The organism is Pseudomonas arcuscaelestis, from assembly GCF_016881005.1.
GTDB classification, from domain to species: Bacteria; Pseudomonadota; Gammaproteobacteria; order Pseudomonadales; family Pseudomonadaceae; genus Aquipseudomonas; species Aquipseudomonas arcuscaelestis.
This window is the reverse complement of record NZ_JACOPV010000001.1, coordinates 210,029-234,982: the sequence shown is the minus strand read 5'-3', so window position 1 is coordinate 234,982 and position 24,954 is coordinate 210,029. Positions and strand designations below refer to the sequence as shown.

Here is a 24,954-nt window from a genome sequence, read left to right as displayed (position 1 = left end):
GATCTAGCTGACGAAAAAGGGCCCGTATCTCAGGATACGGGCCTTTTTTTTGTCTGTAGGAGCGGGCTGTTAGTTGGCTTTCTGCTCGAACATCACGTAGATCTTGCGGCACGGCTCCAGTACTTCCCAGGTGCCCTTGAAGCCTGCTGGAATGACAAAGCGATCACCGGCACGCAGGGTTTTTGCCCCGCCGTCTGCATCGCGCAGCACCGATACGCCCTGAACGATTTCGCAGTACTCGTGTTCAGTGTAATTGACGGTCCATTGGCCGACTTCACCTTCCCACACGCCTGCAGCAAATTGCCCGCATGGGCTGGAGTAGTGGTTGTAGACCGCTTGTTCCGGATCGCCTTTGAGCACTTTTTCGGCAGCAGGACGATAGCGTTCGGCTTCGGTAAGGACTTGAGCGAAGTCGATGATTTGGTTGATGCGCATGATCTTTTCTCTTGTTTGTTTAATAAAATGAACATCAGTAGGCGTTTGGTGCAATTATGTCAAATATATTGATAATTGGGCCGCCAGTGGTTTAGGGTGGCAGGTGCCTGTGCGCGTATCTCGCCCAGCCAGAATTTTTGACAGTGCCCGTGAGACCTCGTGCGGCACTGCACCTTAACAAGAGGAGGAGTTTCGTATGACCACCCTGACTCGTGCGGATTGGGAACAGCGTGCCCAACAACTGAAGATCGAAGGCCGCGCTTTCATCAATGGTGAATACACCGCCGCCGTTTCCGGCGCGACGTTCGAATGCCTCAGCCCGGTCGATGGCCGTGTGTTGGCACAGGTTGCCAGCTGTGATGATGCCGACGCCCAGCGTGCCGTGGAAAACGCCCGCGCCACTTTCACTTCCGGCGTCTGGTCGCGTCTGGCTCCAGCCAAACGCAAGGCCACCATGATCCGCTTTGCTGCCCTGCTCAACGCAAATGTCGAGGAACTGGCGCTGCTGGAAACCCTGGACATGGGCAAGCCGATCAACGATTCGCTGACTATCGACGTACCCGGCGCTGCCCAGGCGCTGAGCTGGAACGGCGAAGCGATCGACAAGATCTACGATGAAGTCGCGGCAACTCCCCATAACCAATTGGGCCTGGTGACGCGCGAGCCGGTAGGTGTGGTTGCCGCTATCGTGCCGTGGAACTTCCCATTGCTGATGGCCTGCTGGAAGCTTGGCCCGGCCTTGGCTACCGGTAACTCGGTGGTGCTCAAGCCTTCGGAAAAGTCGCCGCTGACCGCCATCCGCATCGCCCAGTTGGCAATCGAGGCCGGTATTCCGGCAGGCGTCCTCAACGTGCTGCCAGGGTATGGCCACACTGTGGGCAAGGCTCTGGCCCTGCACATGGACGTCGATACGCTGGTATTCACCGGTTCGACCAAGATCGCCAAGCAATTGATGATCTACGCGGGCGAATCGAACATGAAGCGCGTGTGGCTTGAAGCCGGTGGCAAGAGCCCGAACATCGTTTTCGCCGATGCTCCAGACCTGAACGCTGCCGCCGAAGCCGCCGCCAGCGCCATTGCTTTCAACCAGGGTGAAGTCTGCACAGCGGGTTCGCGTCTGTTGGTCGAGCGCTCGATCAAGGACAAGTTCCTGCCTCTGGTGCTCGAAGCGCTCAAAGCCTGGAAACCGGGCAACCCGCTGGACCCGGCTACCACCGTAGGTGCGCTGGTCGATGCACAGCAGATGAACACCGTGCTGTCGTACATCGAAGCGGGTCACACTGACGGCGCCCAGCTGCTGGTCGGCGGCAAGCGCATTCTCGAAGAAACCGGTGGTACCTACGTGGAACCAACGATTTTCGACGGCGTCAGCAACGCCATGCGTATTGCCCAGGAAGAAATCTTCGGCCCAGTGCTGTCGGTACTGTCCTTCGACACCGTCGAGGAAGCGATCGCTATCGCCAACGACACGCCATACGGCTTGGCTGCGGGTGTGTGGACTGCCGATATTTCCAAGGCTCACCTGACCGCCAAGGCGCTGCGCGCCGGTAGCGTTTGGGTCAACCAGTACGACGGTGGCGACATGACCGCTCCGTTCGGTGGTTTCAAGCAATCGGGCAATGGCCGTGACAAGTCCTTGCACGCGCTCGACAAGTACACCGAGCTGAAGGCGACCTGGATCAAGCTGTAACCGCAACCGTTCGATCCAGTTCACAGCCGGACCTTGCTCGACGCGGGTCCGGCTGTGTTGTTTGTGCAGATCCACAACAGCCTGGGAGGCTGCGATGCGTTGGGGAACCTATTTCGCCGTGCTGTCGGCGGTGCTCAGTGTCGGCCTCGCGTTGGGCGTGAGCATGCCGCTGGTGTCCTTGCGTCTGGAAGGTTGGGGTTACGGCAGCTTTGCCATTGGCGTGATGGCAGCGATGCCGGCTATCGGTGTGTTGCTGGGCGCCAGCTTGACCAGTCGGCTAGCTGCCCGTTTTGGTACGCCGGGGCTGATGCGCATGTGTCTGTGGGCAGGTGCATTGTCCATCGGTTTGTTGGCGCTATTACCCAGCTATCCGCTCTGGCTGGTGCTGCGCCTTCTGATTGGCATGATTCTGACTATTGTGTTCATCCTCGGTGAAAGCTGGATCAACCAGCTGGTGGTGGAGCAATGGCGAGGTCGCCTGGTGGCTTTGTATGGCAGTAGTTATGCCCTGAGCCAATTGGCTGGGCCGCTTTTGCTTGGGGTACTGGGTTCAGAAGACGATTTTGGTTTTTGGGTTGGTGCAGGCTTATTACTGCTGGCGCCCCTGGCGCTGCTTGGGCGTAGCGGGGCGCCCACGGCGGAGTCCTGCAGCGTTACGCTTTTCGATTTGATTGGTTTCTGCCGGCGTTTGCCGGTGATTGCCTGGGCGATTGCGTTATTTGCCGCTTTCGAGGCGATGATTCTCACCTTGTTGCCGGTGTATTGCCTGCAGCAAGGCTTCAGTACCGAGATTGCCTTGTTCATGGTCAGTACGGTGGTGATTGGCGATGCGCTGCTGCAACTGCCTATTGGCGCACTGGCCGACCGTATGTCCAGGCGTACGCTGTTCAGCGGCTGCGCGATGACCTTGCTGCTGTCGAGCCTGGCTATTCCAGTGATGCTGCAGACTTGGATGATCTGGCCATTGTGGGTGTTGTTCGGTGCCAGTGCCGGGGGCTTGTTTACATTGTCGTTGGTGCTGATCGGCGAACGCTACCGGGATGACGCTCTGGTGCGCGCCAATGCACACGTAGCGCAGTTGTGGGGTATTGGTTGCCTGATCGGTCCGCTGGTTGCAGGTGCAGGTAGCCAGTGGGTCAGCGGGCACGCGTTGCCCCTGTTGATGGCAGCTGGCGCTGCCGGTCTGGTGGTGCTTGCCCGGCGCCCGAATGCGTTCGAACCTGCTGCGGCCTAAAGCATGCGCTCCAGGCCTACGGCTTTGCTGATCCAGGCATTGAAGCGGCGCCACAGGCCACCGGGTTCGGTGGTCAGAGTGTGCAGGCGGTGGTTGTCTTCGGTCACCCAGACCAGCTTGCCGTCGACCAGTTGCGGCTGGTAGCTCAGTGCCGGAGACATACCCTGTACCGCCAACTCGCGGGTATATTCGGCAAGCTCCGGGCTGTCGACCAGTACGCCGACCTCGGTGTTCCACAGCACAGACCGAGGATCGAAGTTGAACGAGCCAATGAAGGTTTTGCGCCGGTCGAAGATGATCGCCTTGCTGTGCAGGCTCGAATCGGAACTGCCATAAAGGCTCAGGGTGCGTTTGGAACCGGGATCACCCGGCTGGCGACGTAGTTCATACAAGTGCACGCCATGCTTGAGCAGCGCCCGCCGATACGGCGCGTAGCCGCCATGCACCGCAGGCACATCGGTCGCCTCCAGGGAGTTGGTCAGCAGCTTGACCGAGACACCGGCATCGGCATGGCTGGTCAGGTACAGCAGGCCGGTTTCACCCGGGACGAAATACGCCGAGATCATGATCAGTTCATGCTGCACGTCGTTCATTTCCGGGCCCAGTTGGTGGGTCATGAGCAATTGCGGGTCCGGCTCATCACGGGCCAGAACCTTGCTTGGTGCATCCCACAGCGCCTGGTTATGAGCCCAGATAAGTTCGTTGCGCCACACGCCCAGGCGGGGATTGATCTTGTAGGCCATCAGGCGCTCGTACAGCGCCTTGCGTTCAACCTGGGCCGCGGCCAGCCAGGCTTCCAGGCGTTGGCGGCTGGCACGCAGGTCTTCGGCGTCAGGCTGGGTCAGCATAAAGTCGCCAATCGGCTGGCTCAGGGCACTGTTCCAGTATTGATCGAAGCTATGGCCCAGTTGTTCGGCTACCGGGCCGACGCCCAAGAGATCGATATCGGTGAAATTGAGGTTGGGTTCGGCGTCGAAGTACTCATCGCCCAGGTTGCGACCGCCAACAATGGCCATGCTGTTGTCTACCAGCCACAGCTTGTTGTGCATACGTCGATGTTGCAGATTGAGGTTAAACAGTCTGCCCAAGGCACGGGTCACGCCGGTGCTGCGTCCAAGGTGTAGCGGGTTGAAGACACGAATATGGATGTTCGGGTGGGCGGCGAGGGTGGCTATCTTGTCGTCGATGCCGTCACTGGTGGTGTCATCGAGCAGAATACGAACACGCACGCCCCGGTCAGCAGCCTGCAGTAACTCATGCACCAAGGCGCGGGTGCTGAGACCGTCATGCACGATGTAGTACTGCAGGTCGATACTCGACTGAGCGTTACGGATCAGTTCGGCGCGAGCACGAAAGGCTTCATTGCTATTGGGCAGCAGGCGAAAGCCGGAGCGGCCTTCGTAGGCAGCAGCCTGACGTTGTACAGAGCGGCCGAAAGCTGAGTCGCTGGCGGGCAATGCCTGGGTAACTTCCCGCGGTTGTCCGACGCTGGCGCATCCACTCAGGCCAAGCGTCAGCAGCAGCGACAGCAGCAGGGGCAGCGCGCACAGGCTTCTCAAGGCAAAAGGGTCCTTTAGTTTTATTGCTTATGGATATCGACCGCGAGCGGCGGCGGAAAGTTACCCGTCGTTGCCAGCTTCGGCCAGTAGACGAATGGCGGTCTCTCCAACCTTGCGCACAGCGGCTTCTATTGCGGCTGTGGGGCGCGCCGCAAAGTTCATCCGTAGGCAGTTGCGGTACTTGCCGGAGGCGGAAAAGATACTGCCTACGGCAATCTGTACACCTTGCCCAAGTAAAGCCCGGTTCAGGCGGAGCGTGTCGAAACTTTCGGGCAACTCCACCCAGAGCATGAATCCACCCTGCGGCCGGCTGGCGCGAGTGCCTGGGGGAAAGTAGCGGGTAACCCAGTCGCTCATTTGATCTCGACTGCGTTGGTACTGACTACGCATACGGCGCATATGCGGCTGGTAATGTCCGGCCTCGATAAAGTCGGCGATGGCCAACTGCGGCTGGGTCGCGGTGCAGCCGGTGCTAATGTATTTCATGTGTAGCACCCGCTCCAGATACCGGCCTGGGGCTACCCAGCCGATCCGCAGCCCGGGAGCGAGGGTTTTAGAGAAGGAACTGCATAGCAGCACCCGGCCGTCTTCGTCGAACGACTTGATGGTGCGCGGGCGCGGGTAGGTGTAGGCCAGGTCGCCATACACATCATCTTCCAGGATCGCTACGTCGAAACGTTGGGCCAGGGTCAACAAGGCCTTCTTGCGCGCCTCGGGCATGATATAGCCCAGAGGGTTGTTGCAGTTCGGGGTGATTTGGATGAGCTTGATCGGCCACTGCTCAAGCGCCAGCTCCAGAGCTTCAAGGCTTATGCCCGTGAGTGGGTCGGTGGGGATTTCCAAGGCTTTCATGCCCAGGCCCTTGAGGGTTTGCATGGCGCCGTGAAAGCTCGGTGAGTCCACTGCGACGATATCTCCCGGCTGGCACACGGCGCGAATGCTGGCCGACAGCGCCTCGTGGCAGCCGGTGGTCACCACGAGGTCAGCCGGGTCGATACTGCAGCCGGAGTCGAGCATCAGGCGGGCAATCTGTTCACGCAGGGCCAGGGTGCCGGAAATGGTGTCGTAATACAGACCGGGCATGTCCTGGCGGCGGCTGAGCTGGGCCAGGCTGCGCAGCAGCGGCTTGAGTGTGGGGCTATCGATGTCGGGCATGCCTCGGCCCAGTTGCACGACGTCCTTGCTCGGTACGCTGCGCACCAATTCGATGACTTGTTCCCATTGGGATATTTCCACTGGTCGCTGCGCCGGACGGCTGACTGCGGGCAGGGCAGGCAGGCTACGGTCGCTCGGCACGAAATAGCCGGACTTTGGGCGCGGCGCGGCCAGGCCGTTGTCTTCCAGCAGGCGATAGGCCTGCTGCACAGTGCTCAAGCTGACACCATGCTCCACGCTCAATGCCCGTACAGATGGCAAGCGATCACCCGGGCGGTACAAGCCTTGCTCAATACGGGCGCTGAGCAACTCGGCGAGGTTGACGTAGAGGGTCATGGCATACTCCCGCAGCGCAATTTGGCGACTTACCAATACAGATGCTGAAAAAATACAGCATTCAGTGGCAAAGCTGCCGATTCTGTATGGAAATAATATCTGTGTTTTGAATCTGTATTGCTTTTGCTTGATCGCTCAAGCTTTTCCTGCGGTTATCCAGGCCGGGGAGGATTCAAGCAATGAGCGGTATGAGCGATGTGCGTCTGAAATTGCACGCTGAAGAATTGAGTCGTGAACAACGCGTGAAGTTGTTCAATGTTCCAGTAGCGCTTGGGCGTTGGGGCTTGATGGCGCATCGATGGAACAGTCGTCGCGTGTTGTTGGAGCTAACCCCCGAGCAGTTGCGCGATGTCGGCCTTACACCGGAGCAGGCACGCCAGGAGGGCTTGAAACCTTTCTGGCGTGGCTGAAACTGGGTCCTTGAAGCACCGGCAGTCGTTCGCAGGGCGAGCCGGTTCCTGCCGCTCGGTACATCGGGTCAGACCAGCTCTTTGAGCCGGTGCCAGAGCATGCCCAGGGCGAGCAGCGGTGAGCGCAGGTGTTTTCCGCCCGGGAAAGTGAGGTGCGGCACTTTTGCGAACAGGTCGAAGCGTCCACGGTGCTGGCCGCTGATGGCCTCGCCCAGCAACTTGCCCGCCAGGTGAGTGGCATTGAGGCCGTGACCTGAGTAGGCCTGGGCAAAATATACGTTTGGCTGGTCGGCCAGGCGACCGATCTGCGGCAGGCGGTTGGCGCCGATGCCGATCATGCCGCCCCACTGGTAGTCGATGCGTGCATTGGCCAGTTGCGGAAAAACCTGGAGCATCTTTGGCCGCATATAGGCGGCGATGTCCTGTGGGTCGCGCCCGGAATAGTGGCAAGCGCCTCCGAACAGCAGTCGGCGATCCGCGCTCAGACGGTAGTAGTCCAGCGCAACGCGCTGGTCGCAAACCGCCATGTTCTGTGGCAGAAGCTCGTGAGCCAGCTCTTCGCTCAAAGGCTCGGTGGCAATGATGTAGCTACCGGCAGGCAACACCTTGCCGCCCAATTCAGTGTTGAGGTTGTTCAAATAGGCGTTGCAACCAAGTACCAAGGTACTGGCGCGCACCGATCCTTGGGCAGTATGCACACGCACCTGTGCGCCATAGTCGATACGCGTAACTGCCGACTGTTCGAACAGGCGAACCCCAAGCTTCCTGGCCACGGCTGCCTCGCCCAAGGCCAGGTTCAGGGGGTGCAGATGCCCGGAGCCCATGTCGATCAGACCGCCAACGTAACGGTCCGAGCCCACCACCGTGTGCATCTGCTCGGGTTGTACCAGGCGTAGCTCATGGCGGTAGCCCAGGCCGCGCAGCTCTTCGGCATCTTCGGCGAAGCCTTGGAGGTCTTTGGGCTTGTTGGCCAGGTCGCAGTAACCCCAGGTCAAGTCGCAGCTTATCGCGTGCTGCTCGATACGCTGGCGAACGATATCCACAGCTTCCAGGCCCATCAATTTCAGCTCGCGTACGCCATCGCTGCCCAGTAGCGGGGTGAACTGATCCAGGCCATGCCCGACGCCGCGAATCAACTGCCCGCCATTGCGACCACTGGCGCCCCAGCCGATTTTGCGGGCTTCCAGCAAAATGACATTGAGGCCGCGTTCAGCCAGTTCAATTGCTGTATTGAGCCCCGAAAAACCTCCCCCGACCACGCACACGTCGCAGCTCAGCTCGCCAAGCAACACCGGATATTCGGGCTGCAACTGGCTGCTGGCTGCATAGTAGGAGGCGGCATGGGAAGTAGGTGATTGAACAGGGACGCTCATCGATGAGTCCTGAATTTGGTGTTTGGAAAAATTGACGCAGGATAAGCTGCACTTTCGATAGGGAGCAACCATGGGGCAAAATAGCGTTGTTCCCGTTTCCTACCGCAGGCCGCCATGAGTTGTAACAGCCACAAGATCCGATTTTTGCGTGATCAGATCCCGTCCTTCGAATGTGTGCCCGGTTGCCATGACTGCTGTGGGCCGGTGACCACGTCTTCGGAAGAAATGGCCCGCCTGCCGCGCAAGAGTGCGGCCGAACAGGAAGCCGCACTGGCCGAGCTGAACTGTGTGCACCTGGGGCCTGATGGCTGCACTGTGTACGAAGAACGGCCGATGATCTGCCGACTGTTCGGTACCACAGAGCGCCTGCCATGCCCCAACGGTCGCGGTCCGGCCGAAATGATTGACCCGCAGGCAGAGAAGCTGGTGCATCAGTTCATTGCCAGTACCCGTCAGGTGCTGGTTTAGGGCTTAGTCGGGAATCGGCAGGTTAAGGCTTTCTTTGACTTCTTCCATGACAATGTAACTCTTCGATTCGCGAACGTGCGGCAGTTTGAGAAGAATATCGCCCAGCAGTTTGCGATAAGAAGCCATCTCCGAGATCCGCGCCTTCACCAGATAGTCAAAATCGCCCGACACCAGGTGGCATTCCAGCACGTGGGGCAGTTTCAGTACCGCACGGCGAAATTCTTCGAACGTGTCACCGGACTTGTAATCCAGGCTTATTTCAACAAACACCAGCAGGCTGCCCTTCAGGTGCTGCGGATTGAGGCGGGCGTTGTAGCCCATAATGATGCCTTCTCGCTCCAGACGCCGCACTCTTTCGGTGCAGGGTGTCGTCGATAGACCCACCTTTTCGCCCAATTCTGTAAACGAAATACGCCCATCGGATTGTAGGATCCGTAGGATGTTGCGGTCGATCTTATCCAGTTCACGTTTGCTTTGGTGCTGGGTTCTCATAGTGGATGCCCCTCCGTAAAAGCCAACCTTGCCGAGAATTCTCGCCAAATATAGGCTTTTATACAGTGAAAAGCACTGGTCATACCTTCCTATACTGCGCCCATCTACGCCACTAACAACAAATGTCAGCTATAGGCTGCGTCGAGGGTAATAAACATGCGAGTTCTGGTACTTGGTAGCGGTGTCATCGGAACCGCCAGTGCCTACTATCTGGCACGGCAGGGTTTTGAAGTCGTTGTGGTCGACCGTCAACCGGCAGTCGCCATGGAAACCAGCTTTGCCAACGCCGGCCAGGTCTCGCCAGGCTACGCTTCGCCGTGGGCTGCTCCCGGTGTGCCACTGAAGGCCATCAAATGGCTGCTCGAGCGTCACGCACCGTTGGCAATCAAAGCCACTGCGGACATCGATCAGTACCTGTGGATGGCGCAGATGCTGCGCAACTGCACCGCCAGCCGTTATGCCGTGAACAAAGAGCGCATGGTGCGTCTGTCTGAGTACAGCCGTGATTGCCTCGATGAGTTGCGTGCAGAAACCGGCATCGCTTACGAAGGCCGTTCGCTGGGGACAACCCAACTGTTCCGTACCCAGGCGCAACTCGATAGCGCCGCCAAAGACATCGCTGTGCTTGAGCAGTCCGGTGTTCCGTACGAAGTACTCGACCGTGAAGGTATCGCCCGCGTCGAGCCAGCCCTGGCTAACGTTACCGATATTCTTGCAGGCGCCCTGCGTTTGCCAAACGACCAGACGGGTGACTGCCAGATGTTCACCACTCGCCTGGCGGAAATGGCGATCAAACTGGGTGTCGAGTTCCGCTTTGGCCAGGACATTCAGCGTCTGGACTACGCCGGTGACCGCATCAACGGTGTGTGGATCGATGGCAAGCTGGAAACCGCCGACCGCTACGTTCTGGCGTTGGGCAGCTATTCACCGCAACTGCTCAAGCCGTTGGGTATCAAGGCGCCGGTTTACCCACTCAAGGGTTACTCCCTGACCGTGCCGATCACCGACCCGGCAATGGCGCCGACTTCGACCATTCTCGACGAAACCTACAAGGTAGCGATCACCCGTTTCGACAACCGCATTCGTGTTGGCGGCATGGCTGAAATCGCTGGTTTTGACCTGTCGCTGAATCCGCGTCGACGCGAAACGCTGGAGATGATCGTCAACGATCTCTATCCTCGCGGCGGCGATCTGAGTGAGGCCAGTTTCTGGACCGGCCTGCGCCCGACCACGCCGGACGGTACGCCGATCGTAGGCGCCACGCCGTTCCGCAACCTTTTCCTCAATACCGGTCACGGTACGCTGGGCTGGACCATGGCTTGCGGTTCGGGCCGCTTGCTGGCGGATCTGATCGCACGCAAAAAGCCGCAGATCAGCGCCGAAGGCCTCGATATTTCTCGTTACGGAAAACACCAGGAGTCTGCAAAACATGTCAGTCCAGCGCCAGCTCACCAATGAGCGTATGAGTCAGATCGTTACCCACAATGGCACCGTTTATCTGGCGGGCCAGGTGGGCGACGACATGAATGCGGGGATCGAACAGCAGACCCGTGAAACCCTGGCCAACATTGAGCGCCTGCTGGATCTAGCTGGTACCGACAAGAGCCGCTTGCTCTCGGTGACTATTTATTTGAAGGACATCGATGCGCACTTCCAGGGCATGAACAGTGTCTGGGACACGTGGCTGCCCAAAGGCGTAGCGCCTGCGCGCGCTACTGTCGAAGCCAAGCTGTGCGAGCCGGAAATTCTCGTAGAGCTGTCGGTAGTGGCTGCACTGCCGTAATAGCAATCCCTCACCCGGTGCCGTTGGTGGCCTACAAGCTGCAATCGAGCGCCGGGTTTTTTACTATAACCAGACTGCCAAGAAGGCTGCCGCTATGCGTCCTGCTCGTGCCCTGATCGATCTTCAAGCTCTGCGTCACAACTACCAACTGGCTCGCGAATTGTCCGGTGCCAAGGCCTTGGCCGTGATCAAGGCTGACGCCTATGGCCATGGTGCCGTGCGTTGCGCTTTGGCGCTCGAGCAGCAGGCCGATGGTTTCGCCGTGGCTTGCATCGAGGAGGCGCTGGAGTTGCGAGCGGCGGGGATCAAGGCGCCGGTGTTGTTGCTCGAAGGCTTTTTTGAAGCCAGCGAACTGGAGCTGATTGTCCAGCATGACTTGTGGTGTGTTGTGCATTCGCTGTGGCAGTTGGAAGCTATCGAGAAGGTACGCTTGAGCACGCCGATCACCGTTTGGCTCAAGCTCGACAGCGGCATGCACCGGGTAGGTTTGCACCCCAAGGATTACCAGGCGGCCTATCAGCGTTTGCTGGCCAGCGGCAAGGTCACCCGTGTGGTGTTAATGAGTCACTTCGCCCGTGCGGACGAGCTCGATAGTGCTGCCAGCAACGACCAGGTCGCGGTGTTCCAGGCCGCCCGCCAGGGGCTGAGTGCCGAAGTCAGCCTGCGTAACTCACCGGCTGTGCTGGGTTGGCCGGTCATTCCAAGCGATTGGGTGCGTCCGGGCATCATGCTCTACGGCGCCACGCCGTTTGAAGTGCCGCAAGCTGAAGCCGCCCGGTTGCAACCGGTAATGACCCTGCAATCACGCGTTATCAGTGTGCGTGAATTGCCAGCCGGTGAGCCGGTGGGCTATGGCGCTAAATTCATCAGCCCGCGCCCGACTCGCGTCGGCGTGGTTGCCATGGGATATGCCGATGGCTACCCGCGTCAGGCGCCGACCGGTACTCCGGTCATGGTGGCTGGGAAGCGCAGTCAGTTGATTGGCCGAGTGTCGATGGACATGCTGTGCATTGATTTGACCGACGTACCGGAAGCCGGTATCGGCAGCCCGGTAGAGTTGTGGGGAAAAAATGTGCTGGCCAGCGATCTGGCGCAGCAGGCGGGAATGATTCCGTACCAGATCTTCTGCAACCTCAAACGCGTACCGCTGGACTATATCGACGATTGAGGCGCCAAAGCGGACAGGCTGCGGGTCGAAGTGTTGTAAATACTGAACGCTGTTGCGATGATATCGTTCAATTTCGACCCCACTCGTTCGTTTAGGAGGGCTCCAGCATTGGACGTCGGTGAACGACTGCAAGCCATTCGCAAGCTCAAGGGCCTGTCCCAGCGTGAACTCGCCAAACGGGCGGGCGTCACCAATAGCACGATCTCGATGATCGAGAAGAACAGCGTAAGCCCTTCAATCAGCTCGTTGCGTAAAGTGCTGGGCGGTATTCCGATGTCCATGGTCGAGTTTTTCTCGGAAGAACTACAGCCGGAAAACCCCACGCAAATCGTTTACAAGGCTCATGAATTAATCGACATTTCTGACGGTGCCGTGACCATGAAACTGGTTGGCAAGGCGCACCCGAGCCGGGCGATTGCGTTTCTTAATGAGGTGTACCCACCGGGCGCCGATACCGGTGAAGAAATGCTCACTCACGACGGTGAGGAAACCGGGATTCTCCTTGAAGGACGCCTGGAACTGGTAGTCGGTCTGGAAACTTTTATTCTCGAGGCGGGCGATAGCTACTATTTTGAAAGTACCAAGCCGCACCGTTTCCGAAACCCATACGATGAGCCGGCTCGGCTGATCAGCGCAGCGACGCCGGCCAACTTCTAAAGCGTGTGACACGCGGCGGATTGTCGCGGCTAAGACCCTTTGGACATTAGGGTTGTTTCGGTATGGCAGGGTTCCCGTTATACTTGCGCCGCCTGCGAAACCGTGGCCGCGGGCGTGACTAGCCACCATGAGGGTGTACGCGTGAATCTAATCAAGAAAATGCTGGCCGTACCAGCTGCCGTATTGGCCCTTTGGGCAGTCAGCGCAACAGCTGCGACCAACGACGACATTGCCAAGCGACTCGAACCAGTCGGACAAGTGTGTGTACAAGGTCAAGAATGTAAGGGTATGGAAGTTGCTGCTTCCGCAGGCGGCGGCGCTGCCAAGACCCCAGACGATATTATCGCCAAGCACTGTAATGCCTGTCATGGCAGTGGCTTGCTGGGCGCACCGAAGATCGGTGACACCGCTGCCTGGAAAGAGCGTGCCGACCACCAGGGTGGTCTGGACGGTATCCTGGCCAAGGCAATCACCGGCATCAATGCCATGCCGCCGAAAGGCACCTGCGCTGATTGCTCGGATGACGACCTGATGGGCGCCATCAAGAAAATGTCCGGCCTGTAAGCCTGCAATTTCGTCAACAAAGCCCGCCACGTGCGGGCTTTGTTGTTTCTGCAGGCCTGGCTCGCTCCCCCTGGTGTGGACTGGGGAGCAAACTCACGCCATGCTCGGTCCAACCTGCAAGGATGATCGGGAGGCGCAAATGCCACAGAGTTGCTCAATTGAAAAGGCAGTAGACGAAGTGTTGGCGCGTTTGCCCGCGCATATCCACATGGGTTTGCCGCTGGGCCTGGGCAAGCCCAACGCTTTCGTCAACGCCCTGTATGCGCGTGTTCGGCAATTGCCCCAGCGGCGTTTAACGATTTATACCGCGCTCAGCCTGGGCCGGCCTGATCTGGGTGACGGCCTGCAGCGGCGCTTTCTCGAACCGTTTCTCGAGCGCGTATTTGCCGACTATGAAGAGCTCGAGTACTTGAGCGACCTGCGCAAGGACTGTTTGCCGGCCAATATTCGTATCGAGCAGTTTTTCATGCAGCCGGGCAGCCTGCTGCACAGCGCCACGGCCCAGCAGGATTACGTCAGCAGCAACTACAGTCACGCCGCGCGGGACATCAACGCGAAAGGTTTGAACCTGGTGGCACAGCTGGTAGCTGAGGACACCCAGTACCCGGACCACCTGAGCCTGAGTTGTAATCCGGATATAACGCTCGATCTGCTGCCGATGATCGAGCGTCGTCGTGCTGCCGGGGAAACCATCCTGCTGTTGGGTCAGGTACACGCTGAGCTTCCCTATATGCCCGGTGGCTCTGAATTACCCCGTCAGGATTTCGACTTGCTGATTGATTCCGTTGAGCGCAGGCGGCTGTTTTCGACACCGAACATGCCCGTCACGCCCCAGGATCATTTCATCGGCTTGCATGCCAGCGCCCTGGTGCGCGACGGCGGCACTTTGCAGATCGGCATCGGCGCCATGGGCGACGCCCTGACGGCGGCACTCCTGGCGCGAGAGTTTGAAAGCCAAGCCTACCAGGCACTGCTGGCTGCGATGAACCTGCAGCCCTGGCACGCAATGATCGAGCGTGAAGGTGGTATCGAACCTTTCGTTCACGGCTTGTATGGCTGTAGCGAAATGTTCGTCAACGGACTGCTGGCTTTGTTGGAAGCAGGCATTATCCGGCGCCCGGTTGATGGCGATGTATTGGCACATGGAGGCTTCTTCCTGGGGCCTCGGGCGTTTTATCAGCGCTTGCGCGACATGCCGCTAGAAAACCGCAAGCGTATCGACATGCGCGCTATCAGCTACATCAACGAACTGTTCGGCGAGGAAGCCCTCAAGCGTTCACAGCGCCTGGATGCACGCTTCATCAACACCGTGTTCACCATGACCCTCATGGGTGCCGGGGTTGCCGACCAGTTGGAAGACGGGCGGGTGCTCAGCGGTGTTGGAGGGCAATACAACTTTGTCGCGCAGGGACATGCCCTGGAAGGTGCGCGATCGATTCTGCTGTTGCGCAGCTGGCGTGAGTCGGGTGGGGAGGTAAGCTCGAATCTGGTCTGGGAGTACGGCCATTGCACCATTCCACGGCACCTGCGCGATGTGGTCGTCACTGAATACGGGATTGCCGACCTGCGCGGGCAAACCGATGCCGAAACCATCCGGCGACTGCTGCAAATCAGCGATTCGCGCTTTCAGGCCGGGTTGATCGCACAGGCGCAGAAGGCCGGCAAGCTACCGTCCGACTTTGCCTTGGAGCCGCGCTTTACCGACAACACACCGCAGCGCTTGCAACGCTTGCGCGACGAGCACGCGCAGTTGTTCCCCGAGTATCCGTTGGGCAGTGATTTCACTGAGCAAGAGCGCGACTTGTTGCGCGCGTTGAACTGGCTCAAGAGCAAATTCAAATTGAGCGAGGTACTGTCGCTGGGCAAGGCCGCCTTGGACGCACCGGCACCGGAGGCTTATCCGCAACAGTTGCAACGCATGGGACTGGCGCAGCCGCAGGGGCTCAAGGATGAGCTGTACCAGCGCTTGCTGCTGGCAGGGTTGCAGGCTACTTCATCGGCTTGAGGACGCTATCGCGGGGCAAGCCCCGCGACATGAACGCCGGCTTACTCGATGAAAGTAACCACGCCATCTTTGAGCGACTTGACCCGGGCCAGCGACTCAACGCGGTAGCCCTGGCTGTCCAGCTCGGCGCGGCCGCCCTGGAACGACTTCTCGATAACGATACCCAGGCCAGCAACGGTAGCGCCAGCTTGCTTGATGATCGAGATCAGGGCCTGGGAGGCTTTGCCATTGGCCAGGAAGTCGTCGATCACCAGCACGCGATCGCTGCTGTTGAGGTGACGCGGGGAGATCGCCACGGTGTTTTCAGTCTGCTTGGTGAAGGAATACACCGTGGCGGTCAGCAGGTTCTCGGTCAGGGTCAGCGACTGGTGCTTGCGCGCGAAAATCACCGGCACACCCAGCTTCAAGCCGGTCATCACCGCTGGGGCAATACCCGAGGCTTCGATAGTGACGATCTTGGTGATGCCGGAGTCGGCGAACCGACGGGCAAACTCGTCGCCAATCAGTTGCATCAGCGCAGGGTCGATCTGATGGTTAAGAAACGCATCGACTTTGAGAACCTGATCGGAAAGCACGATGCCTTCTTCGCGAATCTTCTGGTGCAGTGCTTCCACTGTGGTATTTCCTCGATGTAGCAAGAGTGGCCACGGCAGTGCGCCGCAGCAAAGGTTGATTATCTAACGTTTAAGCATGGCGCGGATATCGGCCAATGCATTATTGCCGCGTGCGGCCTTCACTTCGGTCGGCGCATCGTCAAGGCCTTCCCAGGCCAGGTCATCATCCGGCAGCTCGTCGAGGAAGCGGCTTGGCGAGCAATCAATGATCTCGCCGTACTGTTTGCGCTTGGCTGCAAAGGTGAAGGCCAGGGTCTGGCGTGCGCGGGTAATACCCACGTAGGCAAGACGTCGTTCTTCCTCGATGGTGTCTGCTTCGATACTGGAGCGGTGGGGAAGAATCTCTTCCTCCATGCCCATGATGAACACATAGGGGAATTCCAGGCCCTTGGAAGCATGCAACGTCATCATTTGCACGCCCTCGGCACCGTCTTCCTCTTCCTGCTGACGTTCAAGCATGTCACGCAGGACCAGCTTGCCGATGGCCTCCTCGATGGTCATTTCACCGTCTTCGTCCTTTTCGAGGGTGTTTTTCAACGCCTCGATCAGGAACCAGACGTTGCCCATTCGAAAGTCTGCAGCTTTGTCGCTGGAACTGTTGGTGCGAATCCAGTTTTCGTAATCGATGTCGGTGACCATGCCGCGCAAGGCCGCGATAGGGTCTTCCAGAGCGACTTGCTCGCGAACCTTGTCCATCCAGCGCTTGAAGCGCTGCAGGCGGTCGGTGAAACGGCTGTCCAGATGCTCGCCCAAGCCCAGCTCTTCACTGGCGGCGTACATCGAAATCTTGCGTTCGGTGGCGTAATTGCCGAGCTTTTCCAGGGTGGTCGAGCCAATTTCACGGCGCGGTACGTTGATCACTCGCAGATAAGCGTTGTCGTCATCCGGATTGACCAGCAGGCGGAAGTAGGCCATCAGGTCTTTGACTTCCTGGCGCCCGAAGAAGCTGTTGCCGCCAGACAGGCGATACGGCACTTGATGATGCTGCAGCTTTAACTCAATCAGCTTGGCCTGGTAGTTGCCGCGGTAAAGAATGGCGAAATCGCTGTACGGGCGATCAGTACGCAGGTGCAGGCTGAGAATTTCCATGGCCACCCGCTCGGCCTCCGCTTCCTCGTTTTTGCAGCGGATCACACGGATCTCGTCACCATGGCCCATCTCACTCCAGAGCTGCTTTTCAAAGGCATGCGGGTTGTTCGAGATGAGCACGTTGGCGCAACGCAGGATACGGCTGGTGGAGCGGTAGTTTTGCTCCAGCATGACCACCTTCAGCGACGGATAGTCCTCTTTGAGCAGCATCAGGTTTTCTGGACGCGCGCCACGCCAAGCGTAGATCGACTGGTCGTCGTCGCCCACCACGGTGAACTGGTTACGCGTGCCGATGAGCATTTTCACCAGCAAATACTGGCTGGCGTTGGTGTCCTGGTATTCATCCACCAGCAGGTAGCGAACCTTGTGCTGCCATTTTTCCAGGATGTCGGCGTGTTCCTGGAACAGCTTGACCGGCAGCAGGATAAGGTCGTCGAAGTCCACCGCGTTAAACGCCTTGAGCGTGCGCTGGTAATGGGCGTAGACGATGGCGGCGGTCTGCTCTTTCGGGTTACGCGACTTTTCCAATGCTTCGGGCGGTAGGATCAGGTCGTTTTTCCAAGCGCCGATCATGTTCTTGATCTCGTCGACGCCGTCGTCGCCCGAGTACTCTTTCTGCATGATATCGGTCATCAAGGCTTTGACGTCAGTCTCGTCAAAGATCGAGAAGCCCGGTTTGAAACCCAGGCGCTGATGCTCCTTGCGGATAATGTTCAGGCCCAGGTTGTGGAACGTCGACACGGTCAAGCCGCGCCCTTCGCCTTTGCGCAGCAGGGTGCCGACCCGCTCTTTCATCTCCCGCGCGGCCTTGTTGGTGAAGGTCATGGCCACGATGTACTGCGCACGAATGCCGCAATTCTGAATCAGGTGCGCGATTTTGCGGGTGATCACGCTGGTTTTGCCGGAACCGGCACCGGCGAGCACCAAAAGAGGGCCGCCGACGTAGTTCACGGCTTCTTGTTGCCGGGGATTGAGTCGGGACATGAAGAAAACCGGGGTCGCCTGAAAAATAGCCGGGCATTTTAGCAGGCGCAGAGAGTTTCTGCCGCGACCGTCTGACAGTGTGACGTACCACTCGATCTAAATTTGCCGCTTTTGATACTTTCCCGCAGGATGCATGGCGAAACCTGCGGGATGTCGGCAAATGGATAGGCGCGACTTTAAGTGAAAATCATTTTCACTAATGGTTTAGGATGAGCCTCTCGCTGCCCATTGTCATTTGACTGCGTCCACGTCCTAAGGAGCCAGCTTGTCTACGCCTGTCGAACCCTTGCGTTTGCTGTTGCTGGCTGATGAGCCCGAGTGGGCCTCGGCCCTGCGTAATTGTCTGGCACCGCTGGCGGGTAGCGCGGTGATGTTGACCGCACCCAGTTGGGACGCGGTCGATAGTTTGTTCGCCAATGATCGCAATGCATTGGTACTGGCAACGCCGCAGCTACAGCCTGCTCCAGGGCGCTGTATCCTGCCGATGGTGTTGTTGCTCGAGCAGGAGCCGCAATCACCACCACCTGGCGTTAGCGACTGGCTGGTGCTTGACCAACTGGGTCCCGATCTTCTGCGCCGTAGTCTTCGTCATGTGCGTGAGCGTGGCGTGCTGGAAGCCACCTTGCAGCGCCTGGCCGAGCAGGACCCGTTGACCGGTATCGCCAATCGCCAGGGTTTCCAGACCCTGCTGGCCGCACGCCTGGCCGATAACGAGGGGCGGGGTGTCGCCCTTGGGCATCTGGATCTGGACAACTTCCGCCGTGCCAACGACGCGCTGGGCCATCAGGCTGGCGATCGCTTGATTCTTCAGGTGGTCGGGCGTTTGAAGAGCCGGCTTGAGGCGGGTGATCAGGTGGCACGCCTGGGTAGCGATGAATTTGCCCTGCTGATCGATACGCGACGTGAACCACAACGCGCCGAGTGGATGGCCGAACGCATTACCGAGGCCCTGGCCGAACCCTATTGGGTCGATGGCGAGAGCCTGCTACTCGGCTGCAGCCTGGGTGTTGCCCATGCGCGTGCGCAGGGCGGCGCTGACCCCCTGATGTGGCACGCTCACATTGCCATGCAACAGGCCAAAGGCACCCAGGGTTGCACCTTTCACATCTTCAACGAGCGAATAAACCGCAACGCTCGCAGCCTGGCTGATCTGGAAAGCGAGTTGCGCCGCGCCCTGCGTCGCGATGAACTGGAATTGCACTATCAGCCACGGCTCGACATGACCGATGGGCGCATCGTTGGCCTGGAAGCGCTGGTGCGCTGGCGCCACGCCGAGCGTGGTTTGTTGCCACCCAGTGAATTCGTGCCGCTCGCCGAGCAGAGTGGTTTGATCGTGCCGTTGGGCTACTGGGTAATCTCCCGGGCCCTGCGCGACATGCAGGTGCTGCGGGAAAAGGGCCTGGCGCCCTTGCACATGGCGGTGAACCTGTCGTTCCGTCAGTTTCAGGACAGCCAGCTGTTGGCGACGCTAAGCCGGCTGATCATCGAGCATGGTGTGGATGCGCGCTGGCTGGAGTTCGAGCTTACCGAGACGGCCGTGATGCGCCGCAACGATCTGGTTGAGCAAACCATGGACGCCCTTGGGCGGCTTGGCGTGCGCTTTTCTCTCGATGATTTTGGTACTGGTTTCTCATCCTTCGTCCACCTCAACAGCCTGCCGATTACCTTGCTCAAGGTCGATCGCAGTTTTGTCGGTGGCATGGAAAAGCGTGAAGAGAACCGCAAGCTGGTCCATGCCATGATCAACCTGGCGCATAACCTCAACCTCGAGGTGGTGGCCGAAGGAGTGGAAACCCCTGAGCAACTGGACCTGCTGCGTAGTTTCAACTGCGATCAGGTTCAGGGTTTTCTGATCAGTCGGCCGTTGCCGATCGATGAACTGGTGACGTTTCTATTCAGTGGCGCGGCGCTGCAAACCATTGCCTTGTAGTGTATTGGGGCTGCTGCGCAGCCCTTCGCAGATGAATCCGCTTCTACGGTAGTGTTTACGCTACTGATACTGCGGTTTTCATGCCCCCAGCATTGCGCAGTAAACGCTTCATCCGCCACTCGAACGCCAGTGTCAGGCTTATCGCCGCACAAGCCAGGCCTACTGCCAGGCCCCACCAGACGCCAACCGCACCCATCCCCAGAGTAAAGGCCAGCAGCCAGGCTGCCGGAGCGCCAATCACCCAGTAGCAGAACAGGCCCACCAGGAAGGTGGTCTTGGCATCCTTGAGACCACGAATCGAGCCCATGGCGATGGTTTGTACGCCATCGAACAATTCGAACCAGGCCGCCACCATCAGCAGGCTCACGGCCAACTGGATAATGTCGGCGAACGCGGGATCACCGTGATCGAGGAACAGCCCCACCAATGGATCGGGCAACAGCCAGAACAGGATGGCGAACATCAGCATCATCGTCGCACCGAAACCGATGCCGACCCGTCCGGCATGTCGCGCGCCAGGCAGATTACCCGCGCCATAGTAGAGGCCGACGCGCATGGTAACCGCATAAGACAGCCCGGCCGGGATCATGAAGGCGGTGGAAACGATCTGCAGGGCAATCTGGTGGGCTGCCAGTTCCGTGCTGCCCAGTACGCCCATGCACAGCGCGGCAAAAGCGAACAGGCCGACTTCCACCGTATAGGTTCCACCAATGGGCAGTCCAAGGCGCCAAAGCTCACGCAGGGCTGGCCAGGAAGGGCGGCTCAGGCCAGTGCGAATCGGATAAGGGCCATAGGCCGGGTGCCAGCGTATGTACAGGGCCATGGCCACGGCCATGCAGTTGGCAACGACTGCCGTGACCAGGCCGATTCCGACCAGGCCCAGCTTGGGCAAGCCGAACATGCCTTCGATCAGCGCATAATTGAGCAGGAAGTTGGCCACCGTGCCGATCAGGCTGATGACCATTACTGGCGTCGAGCGGCCAATGGCGCTGGTGAAGCCGCGCAAGGCCATGAAGCTCAAGTAGCCGGGAAGGGCCAGCGGAAGCAGGAGCAGGAATTGGGCGGCGGCTTCGACGTTGTTCGGGCTTTGGCCCAGTAGCAGCAATACCGGTTCAAGGTTCCATAGCGCCAGCGCCGCAACAATGGCCATGGCCCAAGCCAACCACAGTCCGGCCTGGGTCAGGCGGGTAGCGCCGGCAATGTCACCGGCACCTTTGCGAATCGCCACCAGCGTGCCGACGGCAGCGATCACTCCCAGACAGAAAATCGACACGAACGAATAGCTGGCCGCGCCCAGGCCACCGCCGGCCAGGGCCTGCGGGCTGATGCGGGCCATCATCAGGGTGTCGGTCAGCACCATCAGCATGTGGGCCAACTGCGAGGCGATCAGCGGACCGGCCAGGCGCAACAGAGCCTTGAGTTCATGAGTGGGTGCGACCTGCATTGAATCGTCCTTTTTTGAAGCTGATTTCGGAAAGTTTGAAATTCTCATCTTTTGTGAGGTTTTGCACAAAAGGATAAAAGCGATCATTGGCATGATTAAAACTCATGCCGGTATGATGTCCGTCAACACTCAGGCAGCACCTGCAGGATTGACCACATGCCCCGTCGTTTACCGCCGTTGTACGCTTTGCGAGCCTTTGAGGCGGCTGCCAGGCACAGCTCGTTCACACGCGCCGGGGATGAGTTATCAATCACCCAGAGCGCAGTCAGCCGACACATCCGCACGTTGGAAGAACATTTCGCCTGCCGTTTGTTCGTGCGCAATGGCCGAAGCTTGCAGCTCAGTGAGGCGGCCCGCTTGCTGCTGCCCGGGGTGCGTGAAGGTTTTGCCGCGCTGGAACGTGCCTGCAATACGCTACGCAGCGAGGACGACATCCTGCGCATGAAGGCTCCTTCGACGCTGACCATGCGTTGGTTACTCGCGCGACTCAGCCGTTTTCGCCATCTGCAACCGGGCAACGAGGTGCAACTGACCAGTGCATGGATGGATGTTGATCACGTCGATTTCAACCATGAGCCATTCGATTGTGCGGTGTTACTGGGCGATGGGCGCTTTCCCCCGGACTGGGAAGTAGCGCGGCTGTTTTCCGAGCTGTTGATTCCGGTCGGCGCGCCCGATTTACTGACGGAAGGACCCTGGGACGCCAAGCGTCTGGCAGGCATCGAGTTGCTCCACCCGACTCCTGACAAGCGCGACTGGCGCAGTTGGCTTGCGCGCATGGGCCTGACTGACAAGGTCTCGCTGAAAGGTGGGCAGGTGTTCGATACCCTGGAGCTGGGCATGATTGCGGCCGCCCGGGGGTATGGCGTGTCGATGGGCGATCTGCTGATGGTGGCCGAGGACGTGGCTCAGGGACGTTTGAGCCTGCCCTGGCCAACAGCGGTAGCCAGTGGTCTGGACTATTATCTGGTGTGGCCAAAAACGCGTCCGGGTGGCGAGCGGTTGCGCCGCTTGAGTGATTTCCTGCAGGGCGAAGCCGACGCGATGGACCTGCCGAAGGTGCAGGTCCTCAGTTAGCTACCGCGGTCGTTATGGGCGCGCTCTTGCCCCGCGATGAGGCTCTTACAATCCAGGCAAATCCAGCGCTCGGGCACACACCTGCAACGAACGCTGCTGGCTCTGCGCATACAGCGCCAGCTCATCCTGTACCGACTTGCCCAATGCCTGTTCGAACGCGTCGCGATTGGCATTGCTGCCGTACTCGCTATGGGCATCGTCACCCAGGTTGGACTGAAAGATCCCCGCAGCACTGACCGGCAGGAAGTCTTCGTACACCAGGGCTGCAAATTGCACGTGCCCGGCGTCGATCAGTCCCTGCAGCGAGGTCGGGCGCTGGGCCTCGCCGCGTGCTGCCAGGCCACGTTCGGTCGGGAAGTAGTGGAAGTACGCCAGATCCTGTTCACGCATGTGCGCCAAGTCGTCCGGGAATGCGCGGAAGCTATCCTCGAGCAAATTCATGTAGCGCTCGGCGTTGGCCTCTGCAGGCACACCCCCCAGTGAATCACGCGCGGCATCAAGGAGTTGGTCATACAGTTGGCGACCTTTGGGCGTCAGTGCTGCGCCGCGCTGCTCGATCTCGCCGAAACGGGCGGTATGGCTGCCACTGGCAGCGCCCTGCTGATCGCTGAAGGCGACCTTTTCCTGCAGGGCTTTGAAACTGGTCTGGCGCAGCAGGATAGGGCAGCGACGCGGTGGTGGGCCTTCGATTACGGCCTTGGGTGAAATGCCTTTGGCCGGCATGCCTGCCTGAATGGCGTCGATGTCGAGGGTTCGCGGCGTCAGGTGGTTGATGTGGGGGCCTTTGAAAGCTACAACATCGGCGATCAGGCGGTGTTGATCGTGCAGCTGTTGATACTGTTGCGCTGTTACGGTGGCGTCCTGGTGCCAGCGGAAGGTGTGCAGGGCTTCACTGACAAAGGCGTCGGCATCGCTGGCGGTCAAGCCGCCATCACGTTCGCACTGCTGGATCAGCTCCAGGGCGCGCGGGGTGAAGATCTGCCGTTTGGCGAGAATCTGCCGTGACAGTTCCCGCAGCGCCGGGTTGTCGATCAATTCCAGGCGCAGCAACGAAGTGAATACCCGGAACGGACTGATGTGCAGTGACTGCTCATGAACGGCACGAAAGGCTGTGGAATGTACCGGTACGCCAGCGGAGCTGAGGTCGTAGTAGCCTACCGGCTGCATGCCCATCACCGCGAACAGACGAGCGATGGTGGCAAGCTCTTCGGCGTTGCCAACTCGGATTGCGCCATGACGCTCCTGGTCCAGGCGCTCGATCTCGCCCGTCAGGCGCAGGGTTTGAGCCACTTGCGGCTGCTCGGCCATGACCTGCTGGTTGACTTCGCTCACCAGCGTCAGCAGCGTGCCATAGAGCGGCACCTCCTGTTTGTACATGAGCGACATGGCGGCCGAGAATTGCGCGCGAATGCTGTCCGGGCTGACGAAATCTTGAGCGGGCATCGAAAGCTTCCTGGTGAAGTGGGCACCGCTACATGAAAGCGAGGAATGCACTACTCCCGCAAGCGAAAAAAAGTGGATCAGTTATTCCGTAATTTCGTGAACTTCCGGCGCCAACTCGGCAGCGATCCACTCAACCAGCGCGCGCACTTTCGGCACTTCCGCCGCGTGCTCGGCAAACGCCAGAAAATGTGAGCCGTTGCTGCGCATGCTGTGCTGCCAGGGCACGACCAACTTGCCCTCAGCCAGCTCCTGCTCCACCAGATAACGCGGCACCAGGGCCACACCGCAGCCGGACTGGGCAGCACTGAGACTCATATAGAAGGTGTCGAAGCGTGGTCCGTGGTAGCTATGGGCTGAGTGCAGGCCTTGTTCCAGGAACCATTCATGCCAAGCCTCGGGGCGCGATGTGCTTTGCAACAGCACAAGCTCGGACAATTCGCTGGCGTCTTTGAGCGTGCGGCCCTGTACCAGCTCTGGAGCGCATACCGGTACCACCTCTTCGCCGAACAACTCCACGCAGGTAGCCCCAGGCCATGTACCTTGGCCGAAGAAAAACACCACGTCGGCTTTACCCTGCAGCAGTGCGAACGGCTCCATCTCGTTGCGGATATCCAGATGAATATTCGGGTGGCGTTTGCCGAAGCCTTTCAGGTGGGGAATCAGCCAGCGCACGCCAAAACTCGGTTGAGTGGCTACTTTCAATACTTCGGTCTGCTGGCCGTAGGAGAGGATGTAGCGGCTGGACATGTCTACCTGGGTGAGGATCTTGTTGACCTCGGCCAGGTAAAGCGCGCCAGCAGGTGTCAATTGCAGACGTCGGCGGATGCGCAGGAACAGGTGATGGCGCAGCATCTCTTCAAGTTGGGCGACCTGTTTGCTCACCGCGCTCTGGGTCAGGTGCAATTCTTCGGCTGCGCGGGTGAAGCTCAGGTGTCGGGCGGCAGCCTCGAAACACTGCAGGGCGGCCATCGATGGCACCAAACGTTTGGACATAGCGGTCTCTAAGCGGGTAGATCATTACCTGGCGGAATGATATGCGGAATA

Annotated in this window: 22 protein-coding genes; 12 read left to right on the top strand and 10 right to left on the bottom strand. The window is 59.2% G+C overall.

What is annotated here, in order from left to right; genetic code table 11:
• Positions 1-69: 69 nt before the first annotated feature.
• Entirely contained in the window at positions 70-435 is a 366-nt protein-coding gene (locus H8F21_RS01050) for a cupin domain-containing protein (protein ID WP_203482576.1), read from the bottom strand.
• Between the two features lie 196 nt (positions 436-631).
• On the opposite strand from H8F21_RS01050, the gene H8F21_RS01045 reads away from it, so the two are divergent.
• Positions 632-2,125, top strand: a complete 1,494-nt coding sequence (locus H8F21_RS01045; protein ID WP_203482575.1) for an aldehyde dehydrogenase — start codon at positions 632-634, stop codon at positions 2,123-2,125.
• Between the two features lie 94 nt (positions 2,126-2,219).
• Complete coding sequence (locus H8F21_RS01040; RefSeq protein ID WP_203482574.1) at positions 2,220-3,359, top strand: MFS transporter; 1,140 nt, start codon at positions 2,220-2,222, stop codon at positions 3,357-3,359.
• Here the strand turns inward: H8F21_RS01040 and H8F21_RS01035 are convergent.
• Positions 3,356-4,918, bottom strand: a complete 1,563-nt coding sequence (locus H8F21_RS01035) for a phospholipase D family protein (RefSeq protein ID WP_203482573.1) — start codon at positions 4,916-4,918, stop codon at positions 3,356-3,358. The genes H8F21_RS01040 and H8F21_RS01035 overlap by 4 nt on opposite strands.
• A 60-nt stretch (positions 4,919-4,978) precedes the next feature.
• Entirely contained in the window at positions 4,979-6,409 is a 1,431-nt protein-coding gene (locus tag H8F21_RS01030; protein ID WP_203482572.1) for an aminotransferase-like domain-containing protein, read from the bottom strand.
• Between the two features lie 179 nt (positions 6,410-6,588).
• Here H8F21_RS01030 and H8F21_RS01025 point away from each other — a divergent pair, with 179 nt between their 5' ends.
• Positions 6,589-6,819 (top strand): DUF1127 domain-containing protein, encoded by a 231-nt coding sequence (locus H8F21_RS01025; protein ID WP_203482571.1) that lies wholly within the window; start codon positions 6,589-6,591, stop codon positions 6,817-6,819.
• Positions 6,820-6,887: 68 nt separating this feature from the next.
• Here the strand turns inward: H8F21_RS01025 and H8F21_RS01020 are convergent, their stop codons facing one another.
• Positions 6,888-8,192, bottom strand: a complete 1,305-nt coding sequence (locus H8F21_RS01020) for an NAD(P)/FAD-dependent oxidoreductase (RefSeq protein ID WP_203482570.1) — start codon at positions 8,190-8,192, stop codon at positions 6,888-6,890.
• A 114-nt stretch (positions 8,193-8,306) separates the two neighbouring features.
• Here H8F21_RS01020 and H8F21_RS01015 point away from each other — a divergent pair, with 114 nt between their 5' ends.
• The gene (locus H8F21_RS01015) at positions 8,307-8,660 is read left to right on the top strand and encodes a YkgJ family cysteine cluster protein (RefSeq protein ID WP_203482569.1); all 354 of its coding nucleotides are present in this window, start codon (positions 8,307-8,309) and stop codon (positions 8,658-8,660) included.
• Positions 8,661-8,663: 3 nt separating this feature from the next.
• On the opposite strand, the gene dadR is transcribed toward H8F21_RS01015, so the two are convergent.
• Positions 8,664-9,152 (bottom strand): transcriptional regulator DadR, encoded by a 489-nt coding sequence (gene dadR, locus H8F21_RS01010; protein WP_075805874.1) that lies wholly within the window; start codon positions 9,150-9,152, stop codon positions 8,664-8,666.
• A gap of 156 nt (positions 9,153-9,308) precedes the next feature.
• On the opposite strand from dadR, the gene dadA reads away from it, so the two are divergent.
• The 6 genes from dadA to H8F21_RS00980 all read left to right on the top strand — a co-directional run bounded on the left by dadA (position 9,309) and on the right by H8F21_RS00980 (position 15,329).
• Positions 9,309-10,610 carry a D-amino acid dehydrogenase gene (gene dadA, locus H8F21_RS01005; protein WP_203482568.1) on the top strand — a complete coding sequence of 434 codons (1,302 nt, stop codon included), beginning with the start codon at positions 9,309-9,311 and terminating at the stop codon, positions 10,608-10,610.
• Positions 10,582-10,935 carry a RidA family protein gene (locus tag H8F21_RS01000; protein WP_203482567.1) on the top strand — a complete coding sequence of 118 codons (354 nt, stop codon included), beginning with the start codon at positions 10,582-10,584 and terminating at the stop codon, positions 10,933-10,935. Before dadA ends, H8F21_RS01000 begins: the two co-directional genes overlap by 29 nt.
• A 94-nt stretch (positions 10,936-11,029) precedes the next feature.
• On the top strand, positions 11,030-12,103 hold the full coding sequence (gene alr, locus H8F21_RS00995; protein WP_203482566.1) for an alanine racemase: 1,074 nt from the start codon (positions 11,030-11,032) through the stop codon (positions 12,101-12,103).
• A 108-nt stretch (positions 12,104-12,211) separates the two neighbouring features.
• Complete coding sequence (locus tag H8F21_RS00990; RefSeq protein WP_028942437.1) at positions 12,212-12,760, top strand: cupin domain-containing protein; 549 nt, start codon at positions 12,212-12,214, stop codon at positions 12,758-12,760.
• A 141-nt stretch (positions 12,761-12,901) separates the two neighbouring features.
• Entirely contained in the window at positions 12,902-13,324 is a 423-nt protein-coding gene (locus H8F21_RS00985) for a c-type cytochrome (RefSeq protein ID WP_178084197.1), read from the top strand.
• A gap of 139 nt (positions 13,325-13,463) precedes the next feature.
• Complete coding sequence (locus H8F21_RS00980; protein WP_203482590.1) at positions 13,464-15,329, top strand: acetyl-CoA hydrolase/transferase C-terminal domain-containing protein; 1,866 nt, start codon at positions 13,464-13,466, stop codon at positions 15,327-15,329.
• A 41-nt stretch (positions 15,330-15,370) separates the two neighbouring features.
• Here the strand turns inward: H8F21_RS00980 and H8F21_RS00975 are convergent, their stop codons facing one another.
• Positions 15,371-15,943: a xanthine phosphoribosyltransferase gene (locus H8F21_RS00975; protein ID WP_203482565.1), complete on the bottom strand. Its 573-nt coding sequence runs from the start codon at positions 15,941-15,943 to the stop codon at positions 15,371-15,373.
• Positions 15,944-16,006: 63 nt separating this feature from the next.
• Positions 16,007-18,016, bottom strand: a complete 2,010-nt coding sequence (gene rep / locus H8F21_RS00970; protein ID WP_203482564.1) for a DNA helicase Rep — start codon at positions 18,014-18,016, stop codon at positions 16,007-16,009.
• Between the two features lie 265 nt (positions 18,017-18,281).
• Here rep and H8F21_RS00965 point away from each other — a divergent pair, with 265 nt between their 5' ends.
• Positions 18,282-19,946, top strand: a complete 1,665-nt coding sequence (locus H8F21_RS00965) for a putative bifunctional diguanylate cyclase/phosphodiesterase (protein WP_203482563.1) — start codon at positions 18,282-18,284, stop codon at positions 19,944-19,946.
• 55 nt (positions 19,947-20,001) lie between these two features.
• Here H8F21_RS00965 and H8F21_RS00960 read toward each other — a convergent pair whose 3' ends face one another.
• Positions 20,002-21,390 (bottom strand): NorM family multidrug efflux MATE transporter, encoded by a 1,389-nt coding sequence (locus tag H8F21_RS00960; protein WP_203482562.1) that lies wholly within the window; start codon positions 21,388-21,390, stop codon positions 20,002-20,004.
• Positions 21,391-21,546: 156 nt separating this feature from the next.
• On the opposite strand from H8F21_RS00960, the gene H8F21_RS00955 reads away from it, so the two are divergent.
• A complete protein-coding gene (locus H8F21_RS00955) occupies positions 21,547-22,467 on the top strand; it encodes a LysR substrate-binding domain-containing protein (RefSeq protein ID WP_203482561.1) in 921 nt (306 codons plus the stop codon).
• A 45-nt stretch (positions 22,468-22,512) separates the two neighbouring features.
• Here the strand turns inward: H8F21_RS00955 and hglS are convergent, their stop codons facing one another.
• The gene (gene hglS, locus H8F21_RS00950; protein WP_203482560.1) at positions 22,513-23,910 is read right to left on the bottom strand and encodes a 2-oxoadipate dioxygenase/decarboxylase HglS; all 1,398 of its coding nucleotides are present in this window, start codon (positions 23,908-23,910) and stop codon (positions 22,513-22,515) included.
• Positions 23,911-23,991: 81 nt separating this feature from the next.
• Entirely contained in the window at positions 23,992-24,903 is a 912-nt protein-coding gene (locus tag H8F21_RS00945) for a LysR family transcriptional regulator (RefSeq protein WP_203482559.1), read from the bottom strand.
• Between the last annotated feature and the right edge of the window lie 51 nt (positions 24,904-24,954).